This window comes from uncultured Arthrobacter sp. (assembly GCF_947493765.1).
Taxonomy (GTDB): domain Bacteria; phylum Actinomycetota; class Actinomycetes; order Actinomycetales; family Micrococcaceae; genus Arthrobacter_D.
The window spans coordinates 78,410-102,800 of sequence record NZ_CANLSZ010000003.1 but is presented as its reverse complement, the minus strand read 5'-3'; the positions used below and the strand labels follow the sequence as shown (position 1 = coordinate 102,800).

The window sequence follows — 24,391 nt, the reverse complement described above, 5'->3', positions numbered from 1 at the left end:
GGAGCGCGCCACCCCGGGCAGCACGCCGACCCGACGGCAGCCACAGCGAGCCGGCAGTACCACCGAAGACCGTTCCCATCCTCCCGCCGGCCACGCCGGCGCACGCCGAAGGACCACGCATGACCTCCGAGCCGATCGAGCCCCCCACACCGACCACCCCGTCCGTGCAGGACACCCCCCACGGCGCCGCAGCCCGCCGCGGCCCGTTCCGTCCGGGGGAGCGCGTGCAGCTGACCGACGAGAAGGGCCGGATGCACACCATCACGCTCACACCCGACGGTGCGTTCCACACCCACAAGGGCTTCCTGCAGCACGATGCGATCATCGGCTCCGACGAGGGCACCATCCTCGAGAACACCAGCGGGCAGCTCTACCAGGCGCTCCGGCCGCTCCTGTCGGACTTCGTCCTGTCCATGCCGCGCGGCGCGGCGGTGGTCTACCCGAAGGACGCCGCGCAGATCGTCACGATGGCCGACATCTATCCGGGTGCACGCGTGGTCGAGGCGGGCGTCGGCTCCGGCGCCCTGTCCATCTCGCTCCTGCGGGCCGTGGGCGACGCCGGCTACCTCCACTCCTTCGAGCGCCGTCCGGAGTTCGCCGACATCGCCCGGGGGAACGTGGAGACCATCTTCGGCGGCGCCCATCCCGCCTGGCGGGTCACGCTCGGGGACTTCCAGGAGCAGGTGGTGGAGCACGAGGAGCCCGGGTCCGTGGACCGGGTGGTGCTCGACATGCTGGCCCCCTGGGAATGCCTCGACGCCGTCGCGACCGTCCTGGCTCCCGGAGGAGTGTGGATCAGCTACGTCGCCACGGTCACGCAGCTCTCCCGCACGGCCGAGGCGATCAGGGCGGACGGCCGCTTCACGGAGCCCGAGGGCTGGGAGTCGATGGTGCGCGGCTGGCACCTGGAGGGACTGGCGGTGCGGCCCGACCACCGCATGGTGGCCCACACCGGGTTCCTGCTCACGGCGCGCAGACTCGCCGACGGCGCCGTGGGCTTCACCCCCAAGCGCCGCCCGTCGAAGACCGGGTTCAGCGAGGAGGACCTCAATGCGTGGACACCGCAGGCCGTGGGTGAGCGGGAGGTGTCCGACAAGCGGCTGCGGAGGGTGGCGCGCGATGCGGCGTCGACCATCCAGCGCGGTGCGCTCCCGCCGGACGAGGCCCAGGCGCGCCGCGACGCCATCGCCGACGGCGGGGCTGTCGAGTAGTCCGCCCCGCCGGCCGGACGGGGGCACCCGGTCCGGATCCCGACCTCCACGCAGGACCGTCAGGTGTCTGCGCTACAGTCGAAAGACAGCCGAGGGACCAACCGAAGGTGGCGAACAACATGGCGCAGTCCGACGTCAATCCTCCCGCGGACGAGCAGCGGGGCGCCGGCTCGCCCGCCGTCGACAGTTCGGTGGCGCAGCGTCAGCTCGGTGTGGTGCGGGACAAGCTGCGGAGCATCGACCGTCAGCTGGCGGCGGCCACGCAGAACAACGCCAAGCTCGTGAGCGCGCTGGAAGCCGCCCGCACGGAGATCGTGCGACTGAAGGCAGCCCTCGAGAAGGAGGGTGCGGCGCCCTTCAGCTTCGCCACGGTCATGCAGGTGAACCCGAAGCGGGCGTCCGAACCGGGCGTCACCACCGACGCCACGGTGCAGGACACCGCTGACATCCTGCAGTCCGGGCGCAAGCTGCGCGTCACGGTCAGCCCCCTCATCAGCGTCCGGCGGCTCGCCCCGGGACAGGAGGTGCTCCTCAACGAGTCCCTCACGATCGTCGCGGCCCTGGGCTTCGAGCGTGCCGGGGAGCTCGTCACCGTCAAGGAGGTCATCGGCACCGACCGCGCCCTCGTGGTGGGACGGACCGACGACGAACGCCTGATCAAGCTCTCGGGGCCGCTGCAGGCGGAGAAGGTCCGGGTGGGCGACGCCCTGGCCATGGACGCGAGATCCGGGTACGGGCTGGAGAAGGTCCCGCGCAGCGAGGTGGAGAATCTCGTCCTCGAGGACGTCCCCGACATCGCCTACGGCGACATCGGAGGCCTCGGACCGCAGATCGAGCAGATCAGGGACGCCGTCGAGCTCCCCTTCCTGCACCCCGATCTCTACCGCGAGCACGGCCTCAAGCCGCCCAAGGGGATCCTCCTCTACGGCCCCCCGGGCTGCGGCAAGACGCTCATCGCGAAGGCCGTGGCGAACTCCCTCGCCGCCCGGGCGGCGGAGCGCGCCGGCGTCGAGCAGATCCGGAGCTACTTCCTCAACATCAAGGGCCCCGAACTGCTCGACAAGTACGTGGGGGAGACGGAGCGGCACATCAGGCTCATCTTCGCGCGGGCCCGCGAGAAGGCCTCGGACGGCAGCCCCGTGGTCGTGTTCTTCGACGAGATGGACTCGCTGTTCCGCACACGGGGTACCGGCGTCTCCTCCGACGTCGAGACCACCATCGTCCCCCAGCTGCTCAGCGAGATCGACGGCGTCGAGAAGCTCGAGAACGTGATCGTGATCGGGGCGTCCAACCGCGAGGACATGATCGACCCGGCCATCCTCCGGCCCGGTCGCCTCGACGTGAAGATCAAGATCCAGCGGCCCGACGCCGAGGGTGCGGCCGAGATCTTCGCGAAGTACGTCACCGCGGACCTGCCGCTGCACGCGGACGATCTCGCGGAGAACGGCGACGACGCGCAGACCACCATCTCCGAGATGATCCGCCGGACGGTCGAGCAGATGTACTCCACCGACAAGTCCAACGAGTACCTCGAGGTGACCTACGCCAACGGGGACACCGAGATGCTGTACTTCAAGGACTTCAACTCCGGAGCCGTCATCCAGAACGTGGTGGACCGGGCCAAGAAGTACGCCATCAAGGACCTGCTCCTGGACGGCAGCAAGGGCCTGCGGATCGAGCACCTCATGCGCGCCGTGGTGGACGAGTTCCGCGAGCACGAGGACATGCCCAACACCACCAATCCCGACGACTGGGCGCGCATCTCCGGCAAGAAGGGCGAGCGCATCACGTACATCCGCACCATCGTGCAGGGCAAGACCGGCCAGGAACCCGGCAGGTCGCTCGAGACCACGGCCAACACCGGCCAGTATCTGTGATCCGCTCCCCAGGACGATCGGCCTCCCGACCGGCGGGACTCCCACCGGTCGGGGAGGGGATCTCCGTCCACCGGGTCATGGGCACCGAGACGGAGTACGGCATCATCGCGCCGGACCTGCCGTCCGCCAATGCGACCCTCCTGTCCTCGCAGGTGGTCAACGCGTACGCGGCCACCCTGCGCCAGGGACTGGGCAACCTGGCGGGAACCCGCTGGGACTACACGGACGAGACGCCGCTGACCGATGCCCGCGGGTTCCGCATGGACCGCGCCAGCGCCCACCCGAGCCAGCTCACCGACGAACCCCCCGAGCTCAGCGCCGAGCAGATCGCCCTCGAGCGCGGCGGGTCCGAGGAGATCGCCGTCCTCATGAACCTCGTGCTGAACAACGGCGCCCGGCTGTACGTCGACCACGCCCATCCCGAGTACTCCTCGCCCGAGGTGACGAACCCCCTCGACGCGGTCCTCTGGGACCGGGCGGGGGACCACGTGGCCGCCGCGGCGATGGACCGGATCAACGCCACACCCGGCTTCTCCCCCGTGATCCTGTACAAGAACAACACGGACAGCAAGAGCGTCTCCTACGGCTCGCACGAGAACTACCTCGTGCCGCGCAGCGTCCCGTTCTCCCGGCTCGCCGAGGCGCTCATCCCGTTCTTCGTCTCGCGCCAGGTCATCTGCGGGGCCGGTCGCGTGGGGCGCGGGCCGCTGAACCAGGAGGCCGGTTTCCAGCTCAGCCAGCGCGCCGATTTCTTCGAGAACGAGATCGGGCTGGAGACCACCGTGCGGCGGCCCATCATCAACACGCGGGACGAACCGCACGCCGTCGCGGAGAAGTACCGCCGCCTCCACGTCATCATCGGCGACGCGAATCTGAACGAGGTCGCCAACTACCTCAAGACGGGGACGACGGCGCTCGTCCTCGCCCTCGTCGAGCAGGGCCTCGCGCCGGTGCCCGCGCTCGAGGACCCGGTGGACGCCCTGAGGACCATCAGCCACGACCCCACGCTGCGGGCCCGCGTGCGCCTCACCGACGGCAGGACCATGACCGGTCTCGACCTGCAGGAGGTCTACTGCGACGCGGTCCTGCGGGCGCTCCCGGAGGACGCCGACGAGCAGACGCGCGACGTCGTCGAGCGCTGGCAGGCGCTCTTGACCACGCTGCGCCGGGACCCGGCGGACGCCTCGCGCCAGGTCGACTGGATCGCCAAGCTCAAGGTGCTCGAGGCCTACCGCGCCCGCGACGGACTGGCCTGGACGGACGCCCGCCTGGCGCTCGTGGACCTGCAGTACGCCGACCTCCGACCCGATCGGGGGATCTACACCAGGCTGGCACGGCGTGGCGACGCCGAGCTCCTCGTGGACGCAGCCGAGGTGGCACGGGCCGCCGTCGAACCCCCGCGTGACACCCGGGCCTACTTCCGCGGGCGCTGCATCGCCGAGTATCCGGCGGAAGTGGTCGGAGCCAGCTGGGACTCGCTGATCTTCGAACTCGCAGGGGAACGGCGCCTGCAGCGGGTCCAGACCCGGGAGCCGCTGCGTGGCACCGCGGAGCTCACCGCGGAGCTCTTCGACCGGGCGAGCGATGCCGAGGATTTTCTCGCCCGGCTGTTGAGCGGACCGGATCGGCGCGTGGCACCATAGGAGCCTGAGCAACCTGATCATCTCGGTGATCGCGGGTACGGAAAGGGTGACCATCATGGCAACACAGGACCGCAGCACCACCTCCTCGTCGGCCGCGGCGGAGGAGGAGACCCCGGAGCCCGTCGACGCTGCCCCCGCAGCCCAGGGCTCCGCGCAGACCCAGGGCGTGGACGACCTGCTGGACGAGATCGACGGCGTCCTGGAGTCCAACGCGGAGGAGTTCGTCCGCGGCTTCGTGCAGAAGGGCGGCCAGTAGCGGATGCTCCCGGAGGATGCGGCATCAGCGATACCCGGGGCCGCGGCCGGTTCGTTCGCCGGCTACCTGTCCGTCCATCACCCCGCCCTCCTGCCCTCGGCCGGGACGCCCACGACCGCCACATCGGGCGTGGCCGCCGCCCCGACCGGAGCCGGCCAGCTGGCACCGCACGCGACGACGATCGTCGCCATGACCTTCCCGGGCGGCGTCCTCATGGCGGGGGACCGGCGCGCCACCATGGGCAACGTCATCGCGAGCCGCCACATCGAGAAGGTCTTCCCCGCCGACGCCTACTCCGTCCTCGGGATCGCCGGCAGCGCCGGGATCGGGGTGGACCTGGCACGCCTGTTCCAGGTGGAGCTCGAGCACTACGAGAAGATCGAGGCCACGAGGATGAGCCTCGACGGCAAGGCCAACCGGCTCGCCGCGATGGTGCGCCAGAATCTGCCCCTCGCGATGCAGGGCCTCGCCGTCGTGCCCCTGTTCGCCGGCTTCGACACCGAGCGCCGGGTGGGCCGGCTCTTCTCCTTCGACGCCACGGGCGGACGCTACGAGGAACACGAACACCACTCGGTCGGCTCCGGCTCGGTGTTCGCCCGCGGCGCCCTGAAGAAGCTCTGGAACCCCCACCTGGACGAGGCAGCGGCGGTCCGCGTGGGTGTGGAGGCGCTCTACGACGCCGCCGACGACGACTCCGCCACCGGGGGCCCGGACGTGGTCCGCGGACTGTGGCCCGTGGTCTACGTGGTGGACGGGACCGGTACGCGGCGGGTCCCCGATCGGGAGCTCGAAGCGGTCGCCCGGGAGCTCATCGGCGCCCGTTCCTCCGCCGGACGGGAGGCGTAGGGCATGACACAGCCGTTCTACGTGTCCCCGGAGCAGCTCATGAAGGACCGCGCGGACTTCGCGCGGAAGGGCATCGGCCGCGGGCGCTCGGTGGTGGTCATGAGCTGCCGGGACGGCATCGCCCTCGTCGCCGAGAATCCCTCGCCCTCCCTGCACAAGCTCGGCGAGATCTACGACCGGATCGCGTTCGCGGCGGTGGGCAAGTACAACGAGTTCGAGAGCCTCCGGCAGGCCGGCGTGCGGTATGCGGACATCCGCGGCTATTCGTACGCGCGTGAGGACGTCACGGCCCGCGGGCTCGCCAGCGTGTACGCGCAGAGCCTGGGCGCGGTCTTCACGGCGGAGAGCAAGCCGTTCGAGGTGGAACTCGTGGTGGCCGAGGTGGGCCGCACCCAGGAGTCGGACCACCTCTACCGCCTGATGTTCGACGGCTCGATCGCGGACGAGGCGGGCTTCGTGGTCATGGGTGGCGCTGCGGACGCCGTGGTCGACGCACTGCGGGCCTCCTGGTCCCCGGACCTGGGCCTCCACGAGGCGGTGCAGGCCTCCGCCCGCTCCCTGCGGAGGGCTTCTGCCGACAGCTCCGACGAGACGTCCGGCGCCCGGACACCCGATGCATCGGTGCTCGAGGTGGCCTTCCTCGAACGCGACCCGGACACGCTCCGGGGGAGCCGCCGGGCGTTCCGCCGCATCGGCGAACCCGAACTCGGCACGCTGCTGCAGCAGGAACAGGACACCTGATGGAACGACGCATCTTCGGCGTGGAGACCGAGTTCGGCATCTCCTACTCCGGCCCCAACTCCCGCCCGCTCTCTCCCGAGGAGGTGGCCAGGTACCTCTTCCGCAAGGTGGTGAGCTGGGGCAGGTCCTCGAACGTCTTCCTCACCAACGGATCCCGGCTGTATCTCGACGTCGGCTCACACCCGGAGTACGCCACCGCCGAGTGCGACGACCTCGCGCAGCTCATCGCCCACGACCGCGCCGGTGAGCTGATCCTCGAGGACCTCGTCCAGGAGGCCCAGCGCAAGCTGGCGCAGGAGGGCTACGACGGCCGGATCTACCTCTTCAAGAACAACACGGACTCGGCCGGCAACTCCTACGGGAGCCACGAGAACTACCTGATCCCCCGCAGGGTGGAGTTCGCCCGCCTCGCCGACATCCTGATCCCCTTCCTCGTCACCCGGCAGTTACTGGTCGGCGCGGGCAAGGTCCTCGCCACGCAGACCGGTTCCCTCTACGCGTTCTCGCAGCGCGCCGACCACCTGTGGGAGGGCATCTCCTCGGCCACCACCCGGTCCCGGCCGATCATCAACACCCGCGACGAACCCCACGCCGACGCGGAGCACTACCGCCGCCTGCACGTGATCGCCGGGGACTCGAACATGTCGGAGACCACCACGCTCCTGAAGATCGGCTCCGTCGACCTCCTCCTGCGCATGGTGGAGGCCGGGGAGCAGATGCGGGACTTCCGCCTGGAGAACCCCATCCGGAGCATCCGGGAGATCTCCCACGACCTGAGCGGACGCCAGCTGCTCAGACTGGCCAACGGCAGGCAGCTGAGCGCCGTCGAGATGCAGCGTGAGTACCTCGGGCGCGCGAGCGCATTCGTGGAGCGGCACGGCGCGCACAACGACCACGTGCCCGCGATCCTCGACCTGTGGGAGCGGGTCCTCGACGCCGTCGAGACCGGCGACACCACCGGCATCGACACGGAGGTGGACTGGGCGATCAAGAAGAAGCTGATCGACCGCTATCTCGCCCGGTCCGGGGACGACCTCGACTCCGCGAGGGCTGCCCAGCTGGATCTGACCTACCACGACATCTCCCGGCAGCGTGGGCTCTTCTTCCTGCTGCAGGCACGGGGGGAGACGGCGCGCGTCATCGACGACACCGTGATCAAGGAGGCCGTGGACACACCTCCCCAGACCACGCGCGCGAGGCTGCGCGGGGAGTTCGTCCGCCGCGCGAAGGAGGCGAACCGCGACTACACGGTGGACTGGGTGCACCTGAAACTGAACGACCGGGCCCAGCAGACCATCCTGTGCAAGGATCCCTTCGCCTCGGTGGACGAGCGCGTGGACCAGCTCCTGCAGCAGCTGTAGCAGGCGGCGGGCGCTGCGTCGCCGGGACCCTGCCGCGCAGCGGCCCGGAACCGATCGGCGCCCCTGAGCCGTTAGGCTTGTCGGAGCTTCCCCGTCCGCGCACCTCCCTGACCGGACATCGACTCGAAAGTGGTTCTGTGCGAAAAGTACCTGCAATCCTGCTTCCGCTGCTGCTCACGCTGACCGCGTGCGGCGGGATGACGACGGACGACGTGATGGGGGGATCCGCCGGGAACGCCGCGGGTGCCACCGAGATCCTCGACTCGGTGACCGTGAGCGGGGGCACCGACGAGGAACCCCCGACGGTGGAGTTCGACCCGCCGCTCGACATCACGGGTGTCGCCGCGAAGACGGTCGTCGAGGGCGACGGCGACGAGGTGGAGGCCGGCGAGCGTGTCACCTACCAGCTGATCTCGCTGAACGCCGAGGACGGCGAAGTGCTCGGTGACACCTACAGCCGCGGCGAGCCGCAGCCCCTGCCGGTCGACGACACCCTCAAGGAACAGGACGCCGAACTGTACGACGTCCTCGTCGGGACGAAGGTCGGCGCGCAGGTGGCCTACACCAGGCCGGTCGACGCACCCGCGGAGGGACCGGCCGCGACACCACAGCAGCTGATCGTGTTCCGGATCATCTCCGCCGAGGAGATTCCCCCGCCCCCGCCCGAGCCGGAGATCCTCTCGCCCGAGGACGTCGACGAGCTCGACGACGAGGGACGACTGCCCACCTTCACCTTCGACGACGACGGCGCACCGGCGGTCAGCATCCCCGACAACGAGCCCTCCGACGATCTCGTGGTCAAGGTCCTGGAGGAGGGCGACGGCGAGACCGTCACCGAGGCCGACACGATCACCGCGAACTACACCGGCTGGACCTACAGCGACGGCGAGAAGTTCGACTCGAGCTACGACCGCGGCGAACCCGCCACGTTCCCGCTCAGCAATGTGATCCAGGGGTGGACGAAGGGTCTGGCCGGTCAGAAGGTCGGCTCGAAGGTCATGCTGGTCATCCCGGAGCCCTGGGCCTACCCGGAGGCGGGGCAGGGGAGTCCCGAGGGGACGCTCGTGTTCTTCGTCGAACTCGTCGGCAAGGACTCCGCGGAATAGTCCGCAACAGCCACGCACCCACCGAGAACCAGGAGAGACCATCATGTCCTTCGGACAGCGCAAGCTCGACCGCGAGAAGCCCGAGATCGACTTCCCCGACCACGGGGCACCCACCGAGCTCCTCGTCGAGGACCTCATCCCCGGAACCGGCCAGGAGGCGAAGCCCGGCAACACGGTCTCCGCCCACTACGTGGGAGTGGCGTTCTCCACCGGCGAGGAGTTCGACGCCTCCTGGAACCGCGGCACACCCCTCGACTTCAAGGTCGGGGCGGGGCAGGTCATCGAGGGCTGGGACCAGGGTCTGCTCGGCATGAAGGTCGGCGGGCGACGGCGTCTCGAGATCCCGTCCAGCCTGGCCTACGGCTCCAGTGGTGCGGGCTCGGCCATCGGTCCCGACGAGGCACTGATCTTCGTCGTCGACCTGCTGGGTGTCCGCTAGTACCATCCATCGGTGCCCGCGCCCGGGCACCGCAGCTTTGTCCGCAGGGGACGCAGGTCGGCCGGGGCCGGCGTGCGTCCCCTGCGCCAGTGCCACGAAGGTAGGGTTCCACCGTGTCCGCAAAACGTACCGAGCGTCTCCTCACGCTCGTGATCATGCTCCTGTCGAGCCGCCGCGGGTTCACCAAGGAGGACCTGTTCTCCGAGATCGACCTGTACCGCGAAGCGACGTCCACCGCCGCGCGCGAGAAGCTCTTCGACCGGGACAAGGCCGCCCTGCGTGAGCAGGGGATCCCGCTGGAGTCGTTCAGCGAGGACACCATGTTCGACAACGACAACACCGTGCAGCGCTACCGGATCAACGCCGAGGACTACCGTCTGGGCGGCGTGACCTTCCTGCCCGAGGAGTACGCCGTCCTCAATCTCGCCGCGGGTGTGTGGGACCAGGGATCCCTCGACTCCGCGGCGTCCCGGGCGCTGCGGAAGCTCAGTTCGCGCAGTACCGACGGCGACATCGAGCTCACTCCGCTCATCCAGCCGCGGATCACCACGGACGCCCCGTACTGGGACATCGTCTGGCAGGCGCTCACGACGCGGAGCCCGCTGCGCTTCCCGTACCGGGCCGCCAGTACCGGGCGCGAGGAGATCCGCACCATCCACCCGTGGGGGATGGGGGCCCGCTTCGGCCACTGGTACGTCGTGGGGTACGACACCACGCGGGAGGCCGAGCGGTTCTTCAGGCTCTCCCGCATGACCGGCGAGCCCGTCGTGCTCGGGGGCACCTTCGAGGTCCCCGCCTCCTTCGACATGAACAGGACGCTCTCCTCGCTGGCGCGCACCGAGCCGGACCGCACCGCCGTCGTCGCCGTCCGCCCGGGCTCCTGCCAGGTGCTGCGCGTCCGCAAGGACACCGAGGTGACCCGGACCGGACAGGAGTGGGACCTGCTGCGCGTCCCCTACGCCGCCTCCAGCCCCATGGCGGCCACCATCGCCGGGCTGGGCGTCAACGCGCGGGTGGAGGAGCCGCAGGAGCTGGCCGACGAGGTGGTGCGCCTGCTCGAGGGCGCCTACGAGGCCGCCGGGAGAGCGCCCCACGATCTCGAGATCACCGACGGGGTGCGTCCGCCCCCGCGGCGGAAGGCATCCTCCCAGGATCATCTGCTGCGTCTGCTCGATCTCGTCCCCTATCTCCTGGCACATCCCGGCGCGGAGATCGGCGAGACGGCCCGGAGGTTCGAGATCAGCGAGAGCCAGCTCACGAAGGACCTCGATCTCCTGTTCGTCAGCGGTCCCCGGCACTATCCTGACGCCCTCATGGACGTGAACATCGAGGACGGCAGGATCTACCTGAGCAACGCCCGCGATCTCGCGGAACCGGTGAAGCTGAGCATGGACGAGGCGTGCTCCCTGATCGTGGGGCTGCAGGCGCTGCGGGAGCTGACCGGGATGCGGGACAACGAGGCGATCGTCAGTGCGCAGACCAAACTGTCGATCGCCGCCGGCGATGCGGCCCGTATCGGCACCGCCGTGGCCACGAAGCTCACCGAGGACGACCTCGACCCGACGCTCGAGGTCCTCCAGGCTGCGCTGCAGGGCGGTGTCCGGATCGCTGTGGACTACTTCGTCCCCACGCGCGACGAGATCACGCACCGCCTGCTCGAACCGATCAGGATCTTCCTCCACCAGGACACCTGGTACCTCGAGGCGTGGAGCATCGAGGCGGACGGGCTGCGCAACTTCCGGCTCGACCGCATCCAGAGTGCGCGCCTGACCGACGAACCCGCCACGGCCGGCCGCGACGAGGCGTCGCTGGCCAGGACCCGGCGCACGTCCTCGCCCTACCGCGGTGCCGACGCCGATCAGACCGTGACGCTCGTGCTCGAACCGCGGGCCCGCTGGATCGCGGCGCAGTACAACGCGGAGGCCGTGCAGGAGCTGGGCGAGGACCGGCTCGCCGCCCGCCTCCGCGTGGCCTCGAGCGCCTGGATCCCCGGCCTCGTGGCGGGTCTCGGGGGATCGGCGGCGGTCGTGGCGCCCGAGGCCGTCCGCGAGGAGACCGTGCGGTGGCTCGAGGCGGCCCGCGCGCACCACGCGCTGGCCTAGACTGGGACCATGCTCTGGTGGATGTGGATCGTGCTCTGGGTGGCCCTCGTGCTCGTCGGGGCGGTCTTCCTCGCGATCGTCGGGTACCGGGTCTTCCGGCGCGGGGTCAGGACGTTCGCCGACGTCGGGGACGCCCTGGACCGGCTGCAGGTGGATGCCACCCCGGCCGACGAGGCGGTGACGCGCGGGCCGGGAGTTCCCGACATCCCGGTTCCTGCCGTGTTCTCCGCACCCGAGGACGTGCGGGCTGCACGGGAGCGCGCCACGGTACGGCGCCTCGACGACCGCCGCAGCAGGCGCGTGGAACTGCGCGTGCGGCGCCGTCAGCCGCAACTGCTGCGGGACATGCCCCACCTGTGACCTAGACTGGGGTGACCAACGAGAGGAACTGGGCATGAGGCTCGAAGGCTGGCACATCGTGATCATCGTCGTCCTGGCGATCGTCCTGTTCGGCGCCCCCAAACTGCCCGGCCTCGCCCGGAGCGTGGGCCAGTCCCTGCGGATCTTCAAGTCCGAGGTGAAGCAGATGAAGGACGAGAACGGGGCGGACGACACCGCGACCGGTCCCGTGGAGGGTCGCGTGGTCGGTCACACCCAGGATTCCTACGGTTCCACGCGGCAGGATCCCGGACACGGCTCCACCGGGTACGGCTCAGGCGACCATGAATCTACGGTCACTGGATCCACCGGGCACGGCTCCGCGGGACGGGCGCCGCATCAGGCGGGGGACGACCCGGGTCCGGCGCAGCAGAGCGGCTCGTCGCACACGAACCGGTAGCCGGCGAGGATCACCGTGTCACCCGCGAAAGCCCGAGCGCGCGGCAGGAAAGCGAACCCCGAGGGCCGGATGGCGCTCAAGGAGCACCTGCGCGAGGCCCGCAACCGCCTGTTCATCGCCGCCATCGCGGTGATCCTCGGTACAGTCGGCGGCTTCTTCCTCTACAACCCGGTGCAGCGGGCCCTGGCGTCGCCGATCATCGCAATCAATGAGCAGGAGGGCCGGACGGCGTCGCTGAATTTCGCCACCGCAGCGTCCCCCTTCGATCTGCTCATCCAGGTCTCGGTCTTCCTCGGCGTGATCATTTCCTCGCCCGTCTGGCTGTACCAGATCTGGGCCTTCATCACGCCCGGGCTGAAGACCAAGGAGCGTCGCACGGCCCTCGCGTTCATCGCTGTTGCCGTGCCCCTGTTCCTGGCCGGGATCGGCCTGGCATGGCTGATCCTGCCGAACGCCGTCCGCGTCCTCACCGAGTTCACGCCCGAGGACTTCTCCAACCTCATCGACGTCTCCGTGTACTTCACCTTCGTCCTGCGCCTCATGCTGGCCTTCGGGATCGCCTTCCTGCTGCCCGTGCTGCTCGTGGGATTGAACATGGTGGGTCTCGTCTCGGGGAAGCAGATCCTCAAGGCCTGGCGCATCACCGTCTTCCTCGTGTCCCTCTTCGCCGCGATGGCCGCACCGGGCGGAGACGCCCTGAGCATGTTCTATCTCGCCGTGCCGCTGCTGCTGCTGTTCTTCGTCGCGATCGGCCTGTGCCTGCTCAACGACCGGCGCCGCGCCCGGCGCAGTGCCGCCCGCGAGGCCGCCGTCGAGGCCGGCGCCGACACCGCGTCGCCGCTGGAGGCCCTGTAGGCGCGCGGACCGGAAGCGGGCACGCCCCGCCGGCGCCGAACGCTTAGGCTGGAACGATGAGCACCCCCGCGGAGAGATACGCAGCAGCCAGGGCCCGCACGGAACACTCCCGCACCCAGCTCTCGCGGTTCGAGCAGACGCTCGACTTCGACCTGGACCCGTTCCAGCGGGAGGCCTGCACCGCCCTCGAGGGGGGACGCGGCGTGCTCGTCGCCGCTCCCACCGGAGCCGGAAAGACCGTGGTGGGGGAGTTCGCCGTCTTCCTGGCATTGCGGCACGGACTCAAGGCGTTCTACACCACGCCGATCAAGGCGCTCAGCAACCAGAAGTACACCGAGCTCGCCGCCGTGCACGGCGGTGACCGCGTGGGCCTGCTCACCGGTGACACGAGCATCAATCCGGATGCCGAGGTGATCGTCATGACCACCGAGGTGCTGCGCAACATGCTGTACGCCAACTCGGATGCACTCGACCAGCTGGGCTACGTGGTGATGGACGAGGTGCACTACCTCGCCGATCGCTTCCGCGGGGCGGTGTGGGAGGAGGTCATCATCCACCTGCCCACCGATGTCAAGGTGGTCTCCCTCAGCGCCACGGTCTCGAACGCGGAGGAGTTCGGCGCCTGGCTGGACACCGTCCGCGGGGACACGGACGTGGTGGTCTCCGAGCACCGGCCGGTCCCGCTGTGGCAGCACGTGATGGTGGGGAACAATCTCATCGACCTGTTCGCCGGTGACATCGCGTTCGACGAGGCGGCCCCCGGCGGCGCCGTGTCCGGTGCCCGGGACCAGTACGAGGTCAATCCGGAACTGCTGGACCTCGCGAGCAACGAGGTCCGGCTGAACCAGCGGGCCGCATGGGGTGGGAACGGACGGCGTGGGAAGTCACGCAACGGCCGGGGCGGACCTCCGCCCACGACCATGGTGCGGCGTGCCACGAGGCCCCAGGTGATCGGTGCCCTCGACCGGGCCGATCTGCTGCCCGCCATCACCTTCATCTTCTCCAGGGCCGGCTGCGAGGCCGCCGTCACCCAGTGCCTGCACGCCGGACTGTGGCTGACGACCGAGGAGGAACAGGACCGGATCAGCGCGACGGTGGACGCCGCGACGATGGACATCCCGCGGGACGATCTCGAGATCCTCGGCTTCTGGACCTGGCGTGAAGGACTGCTCCGGGGTTTCACCGCCCACCACGCGGGCATGCTCCCGACCTTCAAGGAGATCGTGGAGCGCCTCTTCGCGGGCGGGCTGGTCAAGGCGGTCTTCGCCACGGAGACCCTGGCGCTCGGCGTCAACATGCCGGCGCGCACCGTGGTGCTGGAGAAGCTGGACAAGTTCAACGGCGAGGCACACGTCGACGTCACTGCAGGGGAGTACACCCAGCTGACGGGACGGGCCGGACGACGGGGCATCGACATCGAGGGCCATGCCGTGGTCCTCTGGCAACCGGGCACCGATCCGGGCGCCGTCGCCGGTCTCGCCTCGCGGCGCACCTACCCGCTGAACTCCAGCTTCCGGCCCACCTACAACATGAGCATCAATCTCGTGGCCCAGTTCGGGCGAGCCCGCTCACGCGAGATCCTCGAGACCTCCTTCGCCCAGTTCCAGGCGGACCGCTCGGTGGTGGGCCTGGCCAAGCAGGTCCGCAGCCGCGAGGAATCGCTCAGAGGGTACGAGAAGTCCATGACCTGCCATCTGGGCGACTTCGGCGAGTACTCGAAACTGCGGCGTGAACTGTCCGACCTCGAGTCGAGGGCGTCCCGCGACAGGTCCCGCACGCTGCGCTCGGCCGCCGAGTCCTCGCTGGAGTCCCTGCGGCCGGGCGATGTCATCGATGTCCCGGGTGGGCGCAGCCAGGGCTACGCCGTCGTCCTGGACAGTGACTCCGCCCGGGAACCGCGACCCACGGTCCTGACGCTCGAGACCCAGATACGGCGCGTGGGCGCCCAGGATCTCGACGGACCGGTCGAGGTGCTCTCGCGCATCCGGATCCCGAAGAACTTCAGCGCCCGGAGCCCCAAGGACCGGCGCGACCTGACGTCCTCCCTGCGCAACGCCCTCCACGACAGGCGTCCGCCCCGACCCGGCGCGGACCGTATCGCCGCAGGGTACTCCGCCTCCGCCGCCGCGGAGGAGCGGGCGATCACCGACCTGCGCCGCCGCCTGCGCGCCCATCCGTGCCACGGCTGCAGCGACCGCGAGCAGCATGCCCGCTGGGCCGAGCGCTGGTGGAAGCTCCGGCGCGAGACGGACAAGCTCGCCGGACAGATCAAGGGACGGACGAACACTATCGCCAAGACCTTCGACCGCGTGTCCGAGGTCCTCGGGCATTACGGCTACCTGGAGACCGGCGAGGACGGCGTCGTCGTCAGCGCCTCCGGACAGAAGCTCCGCCGCATCTACGGCGAGAAGGATCTCCTGATCGCACTCAGCATCGAGGAGGGGGCGTTCGGCGGGCTCAATGCCGCCGAACTGGCCGCGGTCACCACGGTGCTCGTGTACCAGGCCAAACGGGAGGAGCGCGGTATGCGCCCGGTGATGCCGAGCGCGGCCCTCGAGGCGTCGGTCGAGACGATGATCCGCCAGTGGTCCCGCCTGAACGACGTCGAGGAGCAGCATCGCCTCCCCGTCACGGGAGAACCCGAGCTCTCGCTCGTCTGGCCGATGTTCAAGTGGGCCCAGGGCCGATCCCTGCAGTCCGCCCTGAGCGGGACCGAACTCGCCGCCGGGGACTTCGTGCGCTGGTCCAAGCAGGTGATCGACCTCCTCGACCAACTGGCCAAGGTGCCCGATCTGCCCGGGAACCTGCACCAGACCTGCGTGCGGGCCATCCGCCTGGTCCGTCGCGGCGTGGTGGCCTACTCGAACGTCACCGCATGACCACCCGTCCACGACCCCACAGGAAGTCCTCACAATCTCCGATGTCACCCGTTGAGCGCCCGAAGCCGATCCTCTACCGCAACGGTTCGGTGTACAGCCCGGCCGATCCTTTCGCCACCGCCATGCTCGTCGACGGGCAGACGGTGGCCTGGGTGGGCTCCGAACACGCCGCCGCGAATCTCGTGGGGCCCGACGTCGTCACCGTGGATCTGGACGGTGCCCTGGTCACGCCCGGGTTCGTCGACGCCCATATGCACACCACGGAGACAGGCATCGCCCTCGGGTCCATCGATCTCACGGCCTGCCGCTCGCTCCAGGAGCTGCTCGGGGCCGTGTCCGGCGCGGCCGCCTCGGGCGCCTCGACGATCCTCGGGTACGGCTGGGACGAATCGGGGTGGCCGGAGAAACGCGTGCCCACCGCCGCCGAGCTGGAGCGCGCCGGTGGCGGAGCACTCGTCTACCTGGTCCGTGCCGACATCCACTCGGGGGTCGTCTCCGGCTCACTCGCGGCGGGGCTCGGACTGGCCGGCATCGACGGCTGGGACGACGGTTTCGTGGTCCGCGCGGCCCACGAAGCCGTGCGGCAGGCCACCAGGCTGCTCACCCCCGACCAGCGCCGTACCTATCAGCAGGCGGCCCTGCTGCACGCCGCCTCGCAGGGCTACGTGGCGCTCACCGAGATGGCCGCGCCGCACATAGCCCCCCGTGAGGACCTCGAGGTGCTGCTCTCCCTCGACGGCCCGCACCGGGATCTACCGTTGCCCGAGGTGATCCCGTACTGGGCCCAACTGACCTCCTCGGCGACGGAGGTCCGGGACCTGATGCAGGGATTCGACGGCAGGCTGGCCGGCCTCGCCGGCGATCTCAACGTCGACGGGTCCATCGGCTCACGGACCGCGGCTCTCCGCGAGGACTACAGCGACGACGCCGGCAACCGGGGCACGCTCTATCTGGGGGAGGACGACGTCGCCGCCCATCTCCTCGCCGCGACGAGCGAGACCGTCCAGGCGGGCTTCCACGTGATCGGCGACGCAGGTCTCGACGTCGTGCTCCGCGCGCTCGAGCGGACGGCCCGGGCGACGGGCGTGGAAGCGGTGCGGCGCGCCCGCCACCGGCTGGAGCACGTGGAACTCGCGGACGACGACGCCATCGCGGCGCTCGTGCACTTCGGCGTGGCTGTCAGCGGACAGCCGGTCTTCGACGCCCTGTGGGGCCCGGCGCACGGACTCTACGAACAGCGCCTGGGTAGGCGGAGGGCCGGGATGAACCGCTTCGCGTCCCTCCTCGCACGGGGTGGCCTCGTGGCGCTGGGCTCGGACAGCCCCGTGACCCCGCTCGATCCGTGGGCGTCGGTCCGTGCCTGCCTGCACCACAACACCGAGGCCGAAAGGATCTCCGGGCGCGCCGCCTTCATCGCGCACACACGGGCCGGCTGGCGGCTCTCGGGCAGCAGCCCGATGCTGGGCCAGCTGGCGCCCGGCACACCGGCGTCGTTCGCGGTCTGGAAGGTGGACGAACTCATGGTGCAGGCACCCGACACGCGGGTCCAGTCCTGGAGCACCGACCCCCGGGCGGGTACCCCGCTGCTGCCGGCCCTCGACACCGAGAACGCTCCGCTGTGCCTGGAGACCGTGCACGAGGGGCGTCGGCTGTACCACCTCGACGGCTTCCCCGCCGCCTAGGACCGGCGCCGTTCGGCACAGCCCGCCGACCCGCCTCTGACCTGCGGCGAAGCACATCGTCGCAGGTCAGAGTCTCGTTGACACCTCCTCCACAGCACGTAAACTTTTTCCCTACGGGTTCGCAGACCTCCTGCCGGAGGGAACCTGGCCGGACTCCACAGGCACACTGCATCGGCCGCCGCGCGTGGTGCCCTGACCGGTGGAGTCGGCACGCACAGGGCAGGTCCACCCATCAGCAGAGAACAGTGATCGCATGCGTGCGGTCACCGGTACGAAGGTGAGTGGATCTGTCCGGTGCACCTGCCCGTCGGACCACCGTTCCTGCCCGGCAACCCCGCAGCCTCTCCGCGGTCGCCTATACTGGCAGACTGGCTCCGCCTTCGGAGCGAATCCTGCGCTGAGCGCGCCCCGACGGAAGGTCCACCTGCGTGCGAGTCGTCACGATCATTCCCACCTACAACGAGATCGAGTCGCTCCCGCTCACCCTCGGGCGTCTTCGCGCAGCGGTTCCCTCCTCGGACGTGCTGATCGTCGATGACAACAGTCCGGACGGCACGGGAGAGCTCGCCGATCGCGCGGCCGCGGGCGACAGCCAGGTGCACGTGCTGCACCGGACCGGCAAGGAAGGTCTGGGCGCCGCGTACATCGCGGGCTTCCGCTGGGGGATGGAGCGGGGCTACGACCTTCTCGTGGAGATGGATGCCGACGGATCGCACCGTCCCGAACAGCTGCAGAGCCTGCTCGACGTCGTCGACGGGGCCGACCTGGTGATCGGCAGCCGTTGGGTCAGGGGCGGCAGCGTGGAGAACTGGCCGCTACGGCGCACGCTGCTCTCCCGTGCAGGGAGTCTCTACTCGAGGACCATGCTCGGTCTGCCCGTCCGCGACATCACCGCCGGTTTCCGCGTCTTCCGGCGCACCACGCTCGAGGCCCTGGATCTGTCGGCCGTGGAATCCGTGGGTTATGGCTTCCAGGTGGACATGACGTTCCGGGTGGCACGGCTGGGCCTGCGGATCGTCGAGGTACCCATCACCTTCGTCGAACGCGAGCTCGGCGCGTCCAAGATGAGCGGGAACATCGTGCTCGAAGCCATCGTCAATGTGACGCGTTGGGGTCTGCACGCCCGTTGGAAGAAGCTCACCGGCTCTGCCGCACAGTCCCGTTCGGCATAGTCGGTTCGGCATAGTTTCAATCCGCACAGTCCCGTTCGGCACAGTCCCGTTCCACCCCGCGACAACACACAGGCGGGCCGGACGACGAGAGGCACCCGTCGTGACGGGTGCCTCTTGAGCTGTCGGCGGAGTATCAGGCCGAGCGACGCTCTCCCCGGCGTTCACGGAGGATGGTCAGTCGATCCTGGAGGATCTGCTCGAGTTCCTCCATGGATCGCCGTTCCAGCAACATGTCCCAGTGGGTGCGCACCGGCTTGTCGTTCGAGGTATCGGGCTTCTCCCCGTCGACCAGGAGGGCTTCCTTGCCGGTCTTCGACACCCAGGTGGCAGGGATCTCGGCCTCCGAGGAGAAGGTGACGAACACGCGCTCTCCGTCGGCGCAGCGGTACTCCACCCGCTGGCGGGGAGCAGGCTCGACGCCGGACTCCGTTTCCATCGACTGCGCTCCGAGGCGCATGCCGCGCAGGCTGCGATCGCTCATGGTCTTCTCCTACTCACTGTGGCCGTCCGGATGTCGGCCGGCCGTCTCTGCTGTCCCTCACCGCTCATGCCACCGGGACCGGTCCTGGTGGGCGCGCACCGTCGGGCGGTGCATCTGCACACCTGTGTCTGCGTACCTGTGCCCTGGTACCGGTGCGTTCACGTCTGTGTCTTCAGGCTTGTATCGTCTTCAGGCTGGTATCAGTGCAACACCGGGCGGGTCGGCGATGTTCCGAGGCGGGGTGTACGCATCCAAACACCTAAGTATACAGGTCTGGGTATACAGGCGTGGCCGCCACCGCCGGGCGGTGACGGCCACGCACGCCGGGAACCGATCAGTCCCGGCCGGTGAGCTCCGGTCCGTCGGACGGGGAGTCCGGGGTGGTGGTGCCCAGCACGTTGCCGATCCCCTTCAGTGCCTCGCCGACCTCGCTCGGAATGATCCAGAGTTTGTTGGAGGACCCGTCGGCGAGCTTCGGGAGGGTCTGGAGGTACTGGTAGGCGAGCAGCTTCTGCGTCGGATTGCCCTTGTGGATGGCGTCGAACACCTTGTGGATCGCCTGGGCCTCACCATCGGCCCGGAGGATGGCGGCTTTCGCGTCGCCCTCCGCCGCCAGGATGGCGGCCTGGCGCTGGCCCTCTGCGGTCAGGATCTGCGACTGCTTGGTGCCCTCGGCGGTGAGGATCGCCGCACGGCGGTCACGCTCGGCACGCATCTGCTTCTCCATGGAGTCCTGGATGGACAGTGGGGGGTCGATGGCCTTGAGCTCCACCCGTCCCACGCGGATGCCCCAGCGGCCCGTCGCGTCGTCGAGCACGCCGCGCAGTTGGCCGTTGATCTGGTCGCGGGAGGTCAGCGCCTCCTCCAGGTTCAGCCCGCCCACCACGTTCCTCAGCGTGGTCGTGGTCAGTTGCTCGACCGCCTGGATGTAGTTGGCGATCTCGTAGGTGGCCGCCCTGGCATCGGTCACCTGGAAGTACACCACGGTATCGATCGAGACCACGAGGTTGTCCTCGGTGATCACCGGCTGCGGAGGGAAGGAGACCACCTGCTCACGGAGGTCGAGGATCGGCAGGAGCCGGTCGACGAACGGGATCAGGATGGTCAGACCCGGGTTGAGCGTGCGCTGGTACTTGCCGAGCCGCTCGACGACGCCGGCGCGGGCCTGCGGGATGATCCGGACCGACTTCACGAGGACGACGAGGACGAAGATGATGAGGACGACCAGGACCAGTGTGAGTCCGATCGTTCCGGGTGTGCCGTTCATGGATCCCCTTGGTTGTGGTGATGCACCCCGACAGGGACGCAGGATGGCTCGGAGGTGGTGATGGTGCCGATCTAGCCGTGCACGGTCGGCTGTGGAGGGCCGTCCGGTCCGGACAGGGCCGGTTCGACGACGGCCGTGGCGCCGTCGATGCGTGCCACCGACACCCGCGCTCCGGCGGGAAGCGGGACGCCGTCGGCCGAGCGCGCCGTCCAGGTGTCCCCGCCGATCTTGACCGTCCCGGACAGGCTCGTCACCGGCTCGAGGGCGAGCGCCGTGGCCCCGACCAGCCGGTCCATGTTGTCGAGCTGGTCCGCCGGGCCCTTCCTCAGGTGCCGTACCGCCACGGGTCGGACGAGCAGGATCATCAGCAGGGACACCACGGCGAAGACGACGATCTGGAGGACGGCCCCGACGCCTGTCAGGGCGGCGACGAGCCCGCCGAGGGCTCCGACCGAGAGCATGATGAAGAACAGGTCCAGCGTGATGGTCTCCACTGCGGCAAGCCCCAGGAACAGGATGAGCCAGATGATCCACCCGTTGTCCAGCAACCACTCCATGGTGCACACCCCTTGATCCGGCGCCGCGTGGAGCGGAGCCCTGTGACCATCATCGCAAAGGCCTCCGACATTACCTAGGCCCCTGCGGCGGCGCCGGGCCGTCGTTACTCTTCCGTGCCCTGCCCTGCCGGAGCCCACGACGCGCGGGCCGGTTGGTCCCGGGCCAGGACCTGGACGGTGAAGCGCGCGTCCACCCGGAGCTCGGCGTCGGGTCCGGACGTTGCGGCGGGCGGTGCGGCGGGCGGTGCGGTGGGCGATGGAGCGGATGATGCATGGTGGGCCGCGGGACCCATCGCCAGCGCGGAGCGGGCCAGGTCCTGCGGCAGGGTCATCACGTAGTCGAGCTCCTCGCGGTGCACCTCGACCAGCAGGCCCTCGAAGGCCCCGACGACGTCGTCGGCCTTCTGCTCCGGGACCGCGAGGAGCGGGCCCACGAGCTCCAGGCCGGCCAGATGGCCCGGACGCGGCGTGACGACGACCGCACAGCCGCCCGGCGCGAGGACCCGCGCGAATTCTGCGGGGTTCCGCGGTGCGAAGACGTTCAGGAGGAGGTCCACGGAGCCGTCCGAGAGCGGCAGTGACCGCCAGAGGTCCCACAGGATACTGATCCCGCCGGGAAGTGCGCGGGCCGCCCGCCGGAGGGCCGTCTTCGAGATGTCGAGCGCCACGGGGAACGCCGCGGGCCAGGCGCCGACGACGCCCTCGAGGTAGTACCCGGTGCCCGCACCGGCGTCGAGAACGACGCCGGGGGACACCACCTGCGTCCGCGCGGCCGCGACGAGAGCGGAGCGGAGCGGATCGTAGTGGCCCGCACGGAGGAAGGCCTCCCGGGCGTCCACCATCCCGGCGGTGTCACCCGTGAAGGGCGACCCCTTGCCGGTGAGCAGATTGACGTAGCCCTGGCGGGCCCTGTCGTAGCGGTGGCCCCGCGGACACGCGAGCCCGCGGTCGGCACCGGTCAGGGGCTCCCCGCAGACAGGGCAGACCAGAAGGGTACGGGGCAGGGCGGACATGACCCCAGCCTAGAGAAACATCGGCCCTACCGTTGACTCAGGCTACTGTTTCCGGTCTGATCAGGAGAGTGAAACCAGACCAGATCGACCTCCTGACCACGCTCGGCGCACCAGCCCTCCACCCCGACGGCTCCCGCCTCGTCGTGGCTGCGACGCGACCGGACTTCCGCGCCGACTCCTACGTGGGTCAGCTCTGGGAGGTCACGCTCGACGGCGACCAGCGCCGCCTGACGCGTGGCTTCCGGGACACGGACCCCCGGTACACGCCCGATGGTTCGGTGCTGCTCTTCCTCCGCGCCGCCGCCGGGGGGAAGCCGCAGCTGTTCGCCGTCCGGGCGAGCGGGGGCGAACCGGTGCAGGTGGCGGACCAGCCGCTCGGCGTCGGGCAGTTCGCCGTCTCCCCGGACTCGTCGCAGATCGTGTTCGCCGCCCGCGTGCCCGAACCGGGCCGCTACGGGACGGTGGACGGCATCACCCCGGGCCTGGAGGACGCCCGGCTCATCACGCAGAACAAGTACCGGATGAACGGCCTCGGCTACACCACGGACAAGCGCTCGCAGCTGTTCTGCGTGGACGTCCCCGATCTCGACGCCGAACCGTACATCGAGGCCGTGGGCCGCGCCGCGCAGGACACACAGCAGGGCGCCGACACCGGGGAACACGACGGCCTGCCCACGGCCCGCCGGCTGACCTCGGCGGACGCGGACCACCTGGAGCCGGTCTTCACCGCGGACGGGCAGCGCATCGTCTTCACCGCCGCCCTGCGGCCCGACGCGGACACCACGCTCGTCTCCGACATCCACTCGATGGCGCTCGACGGCAGTGATTCCCGACAGCTCACGAATCCGACGGGGGACACCCTCCTGGGGTGCGGCGCGGCCCAGCCCAGCAGGGACGGCACGTGGCTGTTCTTCCTCGCCTCCGATCTCTCACCCACGGGCCTCGACTTCGTCGCCCGGAACACCGCCCTGTACGTCATGCGCTCCGACGATCCCGGCTCGGTCACCCGCCTCAGCGATCCCGAGACCGTCGACATCGGCGACGTCCAGGAGATCGTCCCGGACGGCCCGGACGCCGTCCTCGTGGTCAACCGCTCGCGGGGCTCGGGCGAGCTGCTGCACTTCCGGGCCTCGGGGGAGTCGGAGACCCTCGTGGCCGGTCCCACCGTCGTCACGGGCGCTGCGTCGTCGGCGGGGACCGTGGTCGTGTCCTTCACCGACCCGTCGACCGCGGGGGACGCTGCCGTCGTCGAGCACGGCTCCCTGCACCGACTCACCGACTTCTCGGCGCCGCTGCGTCGGCACACCCGGGTGGGCGAACCGCAGGAACGCTCGTTCCCGGCGCCGGACGGGACGCCGGTCCACGGGTGGGTGGTGCTGCCCGAGGGGGAGGGCCCGCACCCCGTCCTCCTCGTCATCCACGGCGGGCCGTTCGCCCAGTACGGCTGGGGCTACTTCGACGAGGCGCAGGTGTACGCGGCTGCCGGGTACGCCGTGCTGCTCTGCAATCCCCGCGGGGCGGCAGGGTACGGCCAGGCCCACGGCCGGGTGATCAAGGAGGCGATGGGCACGGTGGACCTCGACGACGTCCTCGCCTATCTCGAGGGAGCGCTCGCCGAGTTCGGATCCATGGACCCCGCACGGCTCGGCGTCATGGGCGGGTCCTACGGCGGGTACCTGACCGCATGGACGATCGCGAACGATCACCGGTTCCGCGCCGCGATCGTGGAACGCGGCTATCTCGACCCGCCGTCGTTCGTCGGCTCGTCCGACATCGGCTGGTTCTTCTCCGAGGCCTACACGGGCACCGACCCGGCGCGCGTGGAGGAGCAGAACCCCTTCGCGAAGATCGGGAATGTCCGCACGCCGGCCTTCGTGGTCCACTCGGAGGAGGATCTGCGCTGCCCCATCGAGCAGGCCCAGCGGTACTACACCGCGCTGAAGAAGCAGGGTGTGGAGACGCAACTGCTCGTCTTCCCGGGGGAGACCCACGAACTCTCCCGGTCCGGCTCACCCTGGCACCGCCGGCAGCGCTTCGAGCACATCCTCCGCTGGTGGTCGACCTATCTCCCGACGGACGCCAACCCCGCCGATCCTGCTGCGCCGTAGCGGGGTCCGGGAGGACC

At 69.8% G+C, this 24,391-nt stretch carries 20 protein-coding genes and 1 pseudogene; 17 read left to right on the top strand and 4 right to left on the bottom strand.

Translation table 11 applies throughout. The annotated features are described in order from the left end of the window. The first annotated feature begins 119 nt into the window (after positions 1 to 119). The 16 genes and pseudogenes from Q0747_RS05635 to Q0747_RS05560 all read left to right on the top strand — a co-directional run bounded on the left by Q0747_RS05635 (position 120) and on the right by Q0747_RS05560 (position 18,948). Complete coding sequence (locus tag Q0747_RS05635; protein ID WP_298252461.1) at positions 120 to 1,211, top strand: tRNA (adenine-N1)-methyltransferase; 1,092 nt, start codon at positions 120 to 122, stop codon at positions 1,209 to 1,211. Positions 1,212 to 1,402: 191 nt separating this feature from the next. Continuing rightward, positions 1,403 to 3,088: pseudogene (arc, locus tag Q0747_RS05630) on the top strand (proteasome ATPase); the annotation flags it as partial. Between the two features lie 77 nt (positions 3,089 to 3,165). After that, positions 3,166 to 4,731 (top strand): depupylase/deamidase Dop, encoded by a 1,566-nt coding sequence (gene dop / locus Q0747_RS05625; protein ID WP_298253043.1) that lies wholly within the window; start codon positions 3,166 to 3,168, stop codon positions 4,729 to 4,731. A 55-nt stretch (positions 4,732 to 4,786) separates the two neighbouring features. Then, a complete protein-coding gene (locus tag Q0747_RS05620) occupies positions 4,787 to 4,987 on the top strand; it encodes a ubiquitin-like protein Pup (protein ID WP_298252459.1) in 201 nt (66 codons plus the stop codon). 3 nt (positions 4,988 to 4,990) lie between these two features. Beyond that, positions 4,991 to 5,833 carry a proteasome subunit beta gene (gene prcB / locus Q0747_RS05615; protein ID WP_298252457.1) on the top strand — a complete coding sequence of 281 codons (843 nt, stop codon included), beginning with the start codon at positions 4,991 to 4,993 and terminating at the stop codon, positions 5,831 to 5,833. A gap of 3 nt (positions 5,834 to 5,836) precedes the next feature. Beyond that, entirely contained in the window at positions 5,837 to 6,574 is a 738-nt protein-coding gene (prcA, locus tag Q0747_RS05610) for a proteasome subunit alpha (protein WP_298252455.1), read from the top strand. Next, entirely contained in the window at positions 6,574 to 7,935 is a 1,362-nt protein-coding gene (gene pafA, locus Q0747_RS05605; RefSeq protein ID WP_298252453.1) for a Pup--protein ligase, read from the top strand. The genes prcA and pafA overlap by 1 nt, the downstream gene beginning before the upstream one ends. Positions 7,936 to 8,072: 137 nt before the next feature. Further along, positions 8,073 to 9,041 carry an FKBP-type peptidyl-prolyl cis-trans isomerase gene (locus Q0747_RS05600; RefSeq protein WP_298252451.1) on the top strand — a complete coding sequence of 323 codons (969 nt, stop codon included), beginning with the start codon at positions 8,073 to 8,075 and terminating at the stop codon, positions 9,039 to 9,041. A 43-nt stretch (positions 9,042 to 9,084) separates the two neighbouring features. Then, entirely contained in the window at positions 9,085 to 9,480 is a 396-nt protein-coding gene (locus Q0747_RS05595) for an FKBP-type peptidyl-prolyl cis-trans isomerase (protein WP_298252449.1), read from the top strand. A 113-nt stretch (positions 9,481 to 9,593) separates the two neighbouring features. Continuing rightward, the gene (locus tag Q0747_RS05590) at positions 9,594 to 11,582 is read left to right on the top strand and encodes a YafY family protein (RefSeq protein WP_298252447.1); all 1,989 of its coding nucleotides are present in this window, start codon (positions 9,594 to 9,596) and stop codon (positions 11,580 to 11,582) included. Between the two features lie 9 nt (positions 11,583 to 11,591). Beyond that, positions 11,592 to 11,942, top strand: coding sequence for a hypothetical protein (locus Q0747_RS05585; RefSeq protein ID WP_298252445.1), 351 nt, complete (start codon positions 11,592 to 11,594; stop codon positions 11,940 to 11,942). A 34-nt stretch (positions 11,943 to 11,976) separates the two neighbouring features. Beyond that, the gene (tatA, locus tag Q0747_RS05580) at positions 11,977 to 12,360 is read left to right on the top strand and encodes a Sec-independent protein translocase subunit TatA (protein ID WP_298252443.1); all 384 of its coding nucleotides are present in this window, start codon (positions 11,977 to 11,979) and stop codon (positions 12,358 to 12,360) included. Between the two features lie 69 nt (positions 12,361 to 12,429). Then, the gene (gene tatC / locus Q0747_RS05575) at positions 12,430 to 13,215 is read left to right on the top strand and encodes a twin-arginine translocase subunit TatC (RefSeq protein WP_298253041.1); all 786 of its coding nucleotides are present in this window, start codon (positions 12,430 to 12,432) and stop codon (positions 13,213 to 13,215) included. A 56-nt stretch (positions 13,216 to 13,271) separates the two neighbouring features. Continuing rightward, positions 13,272 to 16,094, top strand: coding sequence for an RNA helicase (locus Q0747_RS05570; protein ID WP_298252441.1), 2,823 nt, complete (start codon positions 13,272 to 13,274; stop codon positions 16,092 to 16,094). A gap of 41 nt (positions 16,095 to 16,135) precedes the next feature. Then, entirely contained in the window at positions 16,136 to 17,776 is a 1,641-nt protein-coding gene (locus Q0747_RS05565; protein WP_298252439.1) for an amidohydrolase, read from the top strand. 428 nt (positions 17,777 to 18,204) lie between these two features. Beyond that, the gene (locus Q0747_RS05560) at positions 18,205 to 18,948 is read left to right on the top strand and encodes a polyprenol monophosphomannose synthase (RefSeq protein WP_298252436.1); all 744 of its coding nucleotides are present in this window, start codon (positions 18,205 to 18,207) and stop codon (positions 18,946 to 18,948) included. A gap of 133 nt (positions 18,949 to 19,081) precedes the next feature. On the opposite strand, the gene Q0747_RS05555 is transcribed toward Q0747_RS05560, so the two are convergent. The 4 genes from Q0747_RS05555 to Q0747_RS05540 all read right to left on the bottom strand — a co-directional run bounded on the left by Q0747_RS05555 (position 19,082) and on the right by Q0747_RS05540 (position 22,266). Beyond that, positions 19,082 to 19,429, bottom strand: coding sequence for an RNA polymerase-binding protein RbpA (locus Q0747_RS05555; protein ID WP_298252435.1), 348 nt, complete (start codon positions 19,427 to 19,429; stop codon positions 19,082 to 19,084). Positions 19,430 to 19,763: 334 nt separating this feature from the next. Then, a complete protein-coding gene (locus Q0747_RS05550) occupies positions 19,764 to 20,696 on the bottom strand; it encodes an SPFH domain-containing protein (protein ID WP_298252432.1) in 933 nt (310 codons plus the stop codon). 71 nt (positions 20,697 to 20,767) lie between these two features. Continuing rightward, positions 20,768 to 21,253 (bottom strand): NfeD family protein, encoded by a 486-nt coding sequence (locus Q0747_RS05545; RefSeq protein WP_298252430.1) that lies wholly within the window; start codon positions 21,251 to 21,253, stop codon positions 20,768 to 20,770. Between the two features lie 104 nt (positions 21,254 to 21,357). After that, a complete protein-coding gene (locus tag Q0747_RS05540; protein ID WP_298252428.1) occupies positions 21,358 to 22,266 on the bottom strand; it encodes a putative RNA methyltransferase in 909 nt (302 codons plus the stop codon). Between the two features lie 68 nt (positions 22,267 to 22,334). On the opposite strand from Q0747_RS05540, the gene Q0747_RS05535 reads away from it, so the two are divergent. Further along, entirely contained in the window at positions 22,335 to 24,374 is a 2,040-nt protein-coding gene (locus Q0747_RS05535; RefSeq protein WP_298252426.1) for a S9 family peptidase, read from the top strand. Positions 24,375 to 24,391: the final 17 nt, after the last annotated feature.

What these genes read in the sequence shown, in the direction of transcription:
- Q0747_RS05635 (WP_298252461.1), top strand. Translation starts at nt 120, where the DNA reads ATGACCTCCGAGCCGATCGAGCCCCCCACACCGACCACCCCGTCCGTG.
- dop (WP_298253043.1), top strand. Translation starts at nt 3,166, where the DNA reads ATGGGCACCGAGACGGAGTACGGCATCATCGCGCCGGACCTGCCGTCC.
- Q0747_RS05620 (WP_298252459.1), top strand. Translation starts at nt 4,787, where the DNA reads ATGGCAACACAGGACCGCAGCACCACCTCCTCGTCGGCCGCGGCGGAG.
- prcB (WP_298252457.1), top strand. Translation starts at nt 4,991, where the DNA reads ATGCTCCCGGAGGATGCGGCATCAGCGATACCCGGGGCCGCGGCCGGT.
- prcA (WP_298252455.1), top strand. Translation starts at nt 5,837, where the DNA reads ATGACACAGCCGTTCTACGTGTCCCCGGAGCAGCTCATGAAGGACCGC.
- pafA (WP_298252453.1), top strand. Translation starts at nt 6,574, where the DNA reads ATGGAACGACGCATCTTCGGCGTGGAGACCGAGTTCGGCATCTCCTAC.
- Q0747_RS05595 (WP_298252449.1), top strand. Translation starts at nt 9,085, where the DNA reads ATGTCCTTCGGACAGCGCAAGCTCGACCGCGAGAAGCCCGAGATCGAC.
- Q0747_RS05585 (WP_298252445.1), top strand. Translation starts at nt 11,592, where the DNA reads ATGCTCTGGTGGATGTGGATCGTGCTCTGGGTGGCCCTCGTGCTCGTC.
- tatA (WP_298252443.1), top strand. Translation starts at nt 11,977, where the DNA reads ATGAGGCTCGAAGGCTGGCACATCGTGATCATCGTCGTCCTGGCGATC.
- tatC (WP_298253041.1), top strand. Translation starts at nt 12,430, where the DNA reads ATGGCGCTCAAGGAGCACCTGCGCGAGGCCCGCAACCGCCTGTTCATC.
- Q0747_RS05570 (WP_298252441.1), top strand. Translation starts at nt 13,272, where the DNA reads ATGAGCACCCCCGCGGAGAGATACGCAGCAGCCAGGGCCCGCACGGAA.
- Q0747_RS05565 (WP_298252439.1), top strand. Translation starts at nt 16,136, where the DNA reads ATGTCACCCGTTGAGCGCCCGAAGCCGATCCTCTACCGCAACGGTTCG.
- Q0747_RS05555 (WP_298252435.1), bottom strand. Translation starts at nt 19,429, where the DNA reads ATGAGCGATCGCAGCCTGCGCGGCATGCGCCTCGGAGCGCAGTCGATG.
- Q0747_RS05550 (WP_298252432.1), bottom strand. Translation starts at nt 20,696, where the DNA reads ATGAACGGCACACCCGGAACGATCGGACTCACACTGGTCCTGGTCGTC.
- Q0747_RS05545 (WP_298252430.1), bottom strand. Translation starts at nt 21,253, where the DNA reads ATGGAGTGGTTGCTGGACAACGGGTGGATCATCTGGCTCATCCTGTTC.
- Q0747_RS05540 (WP_298252428.1), bottom strand. Translation starts at nt 22,266, where the DNA reads ATGTCCGCCCTGCCCCGTACCCTTCTGGTCTGCCCTGTCTGCGGGGAG.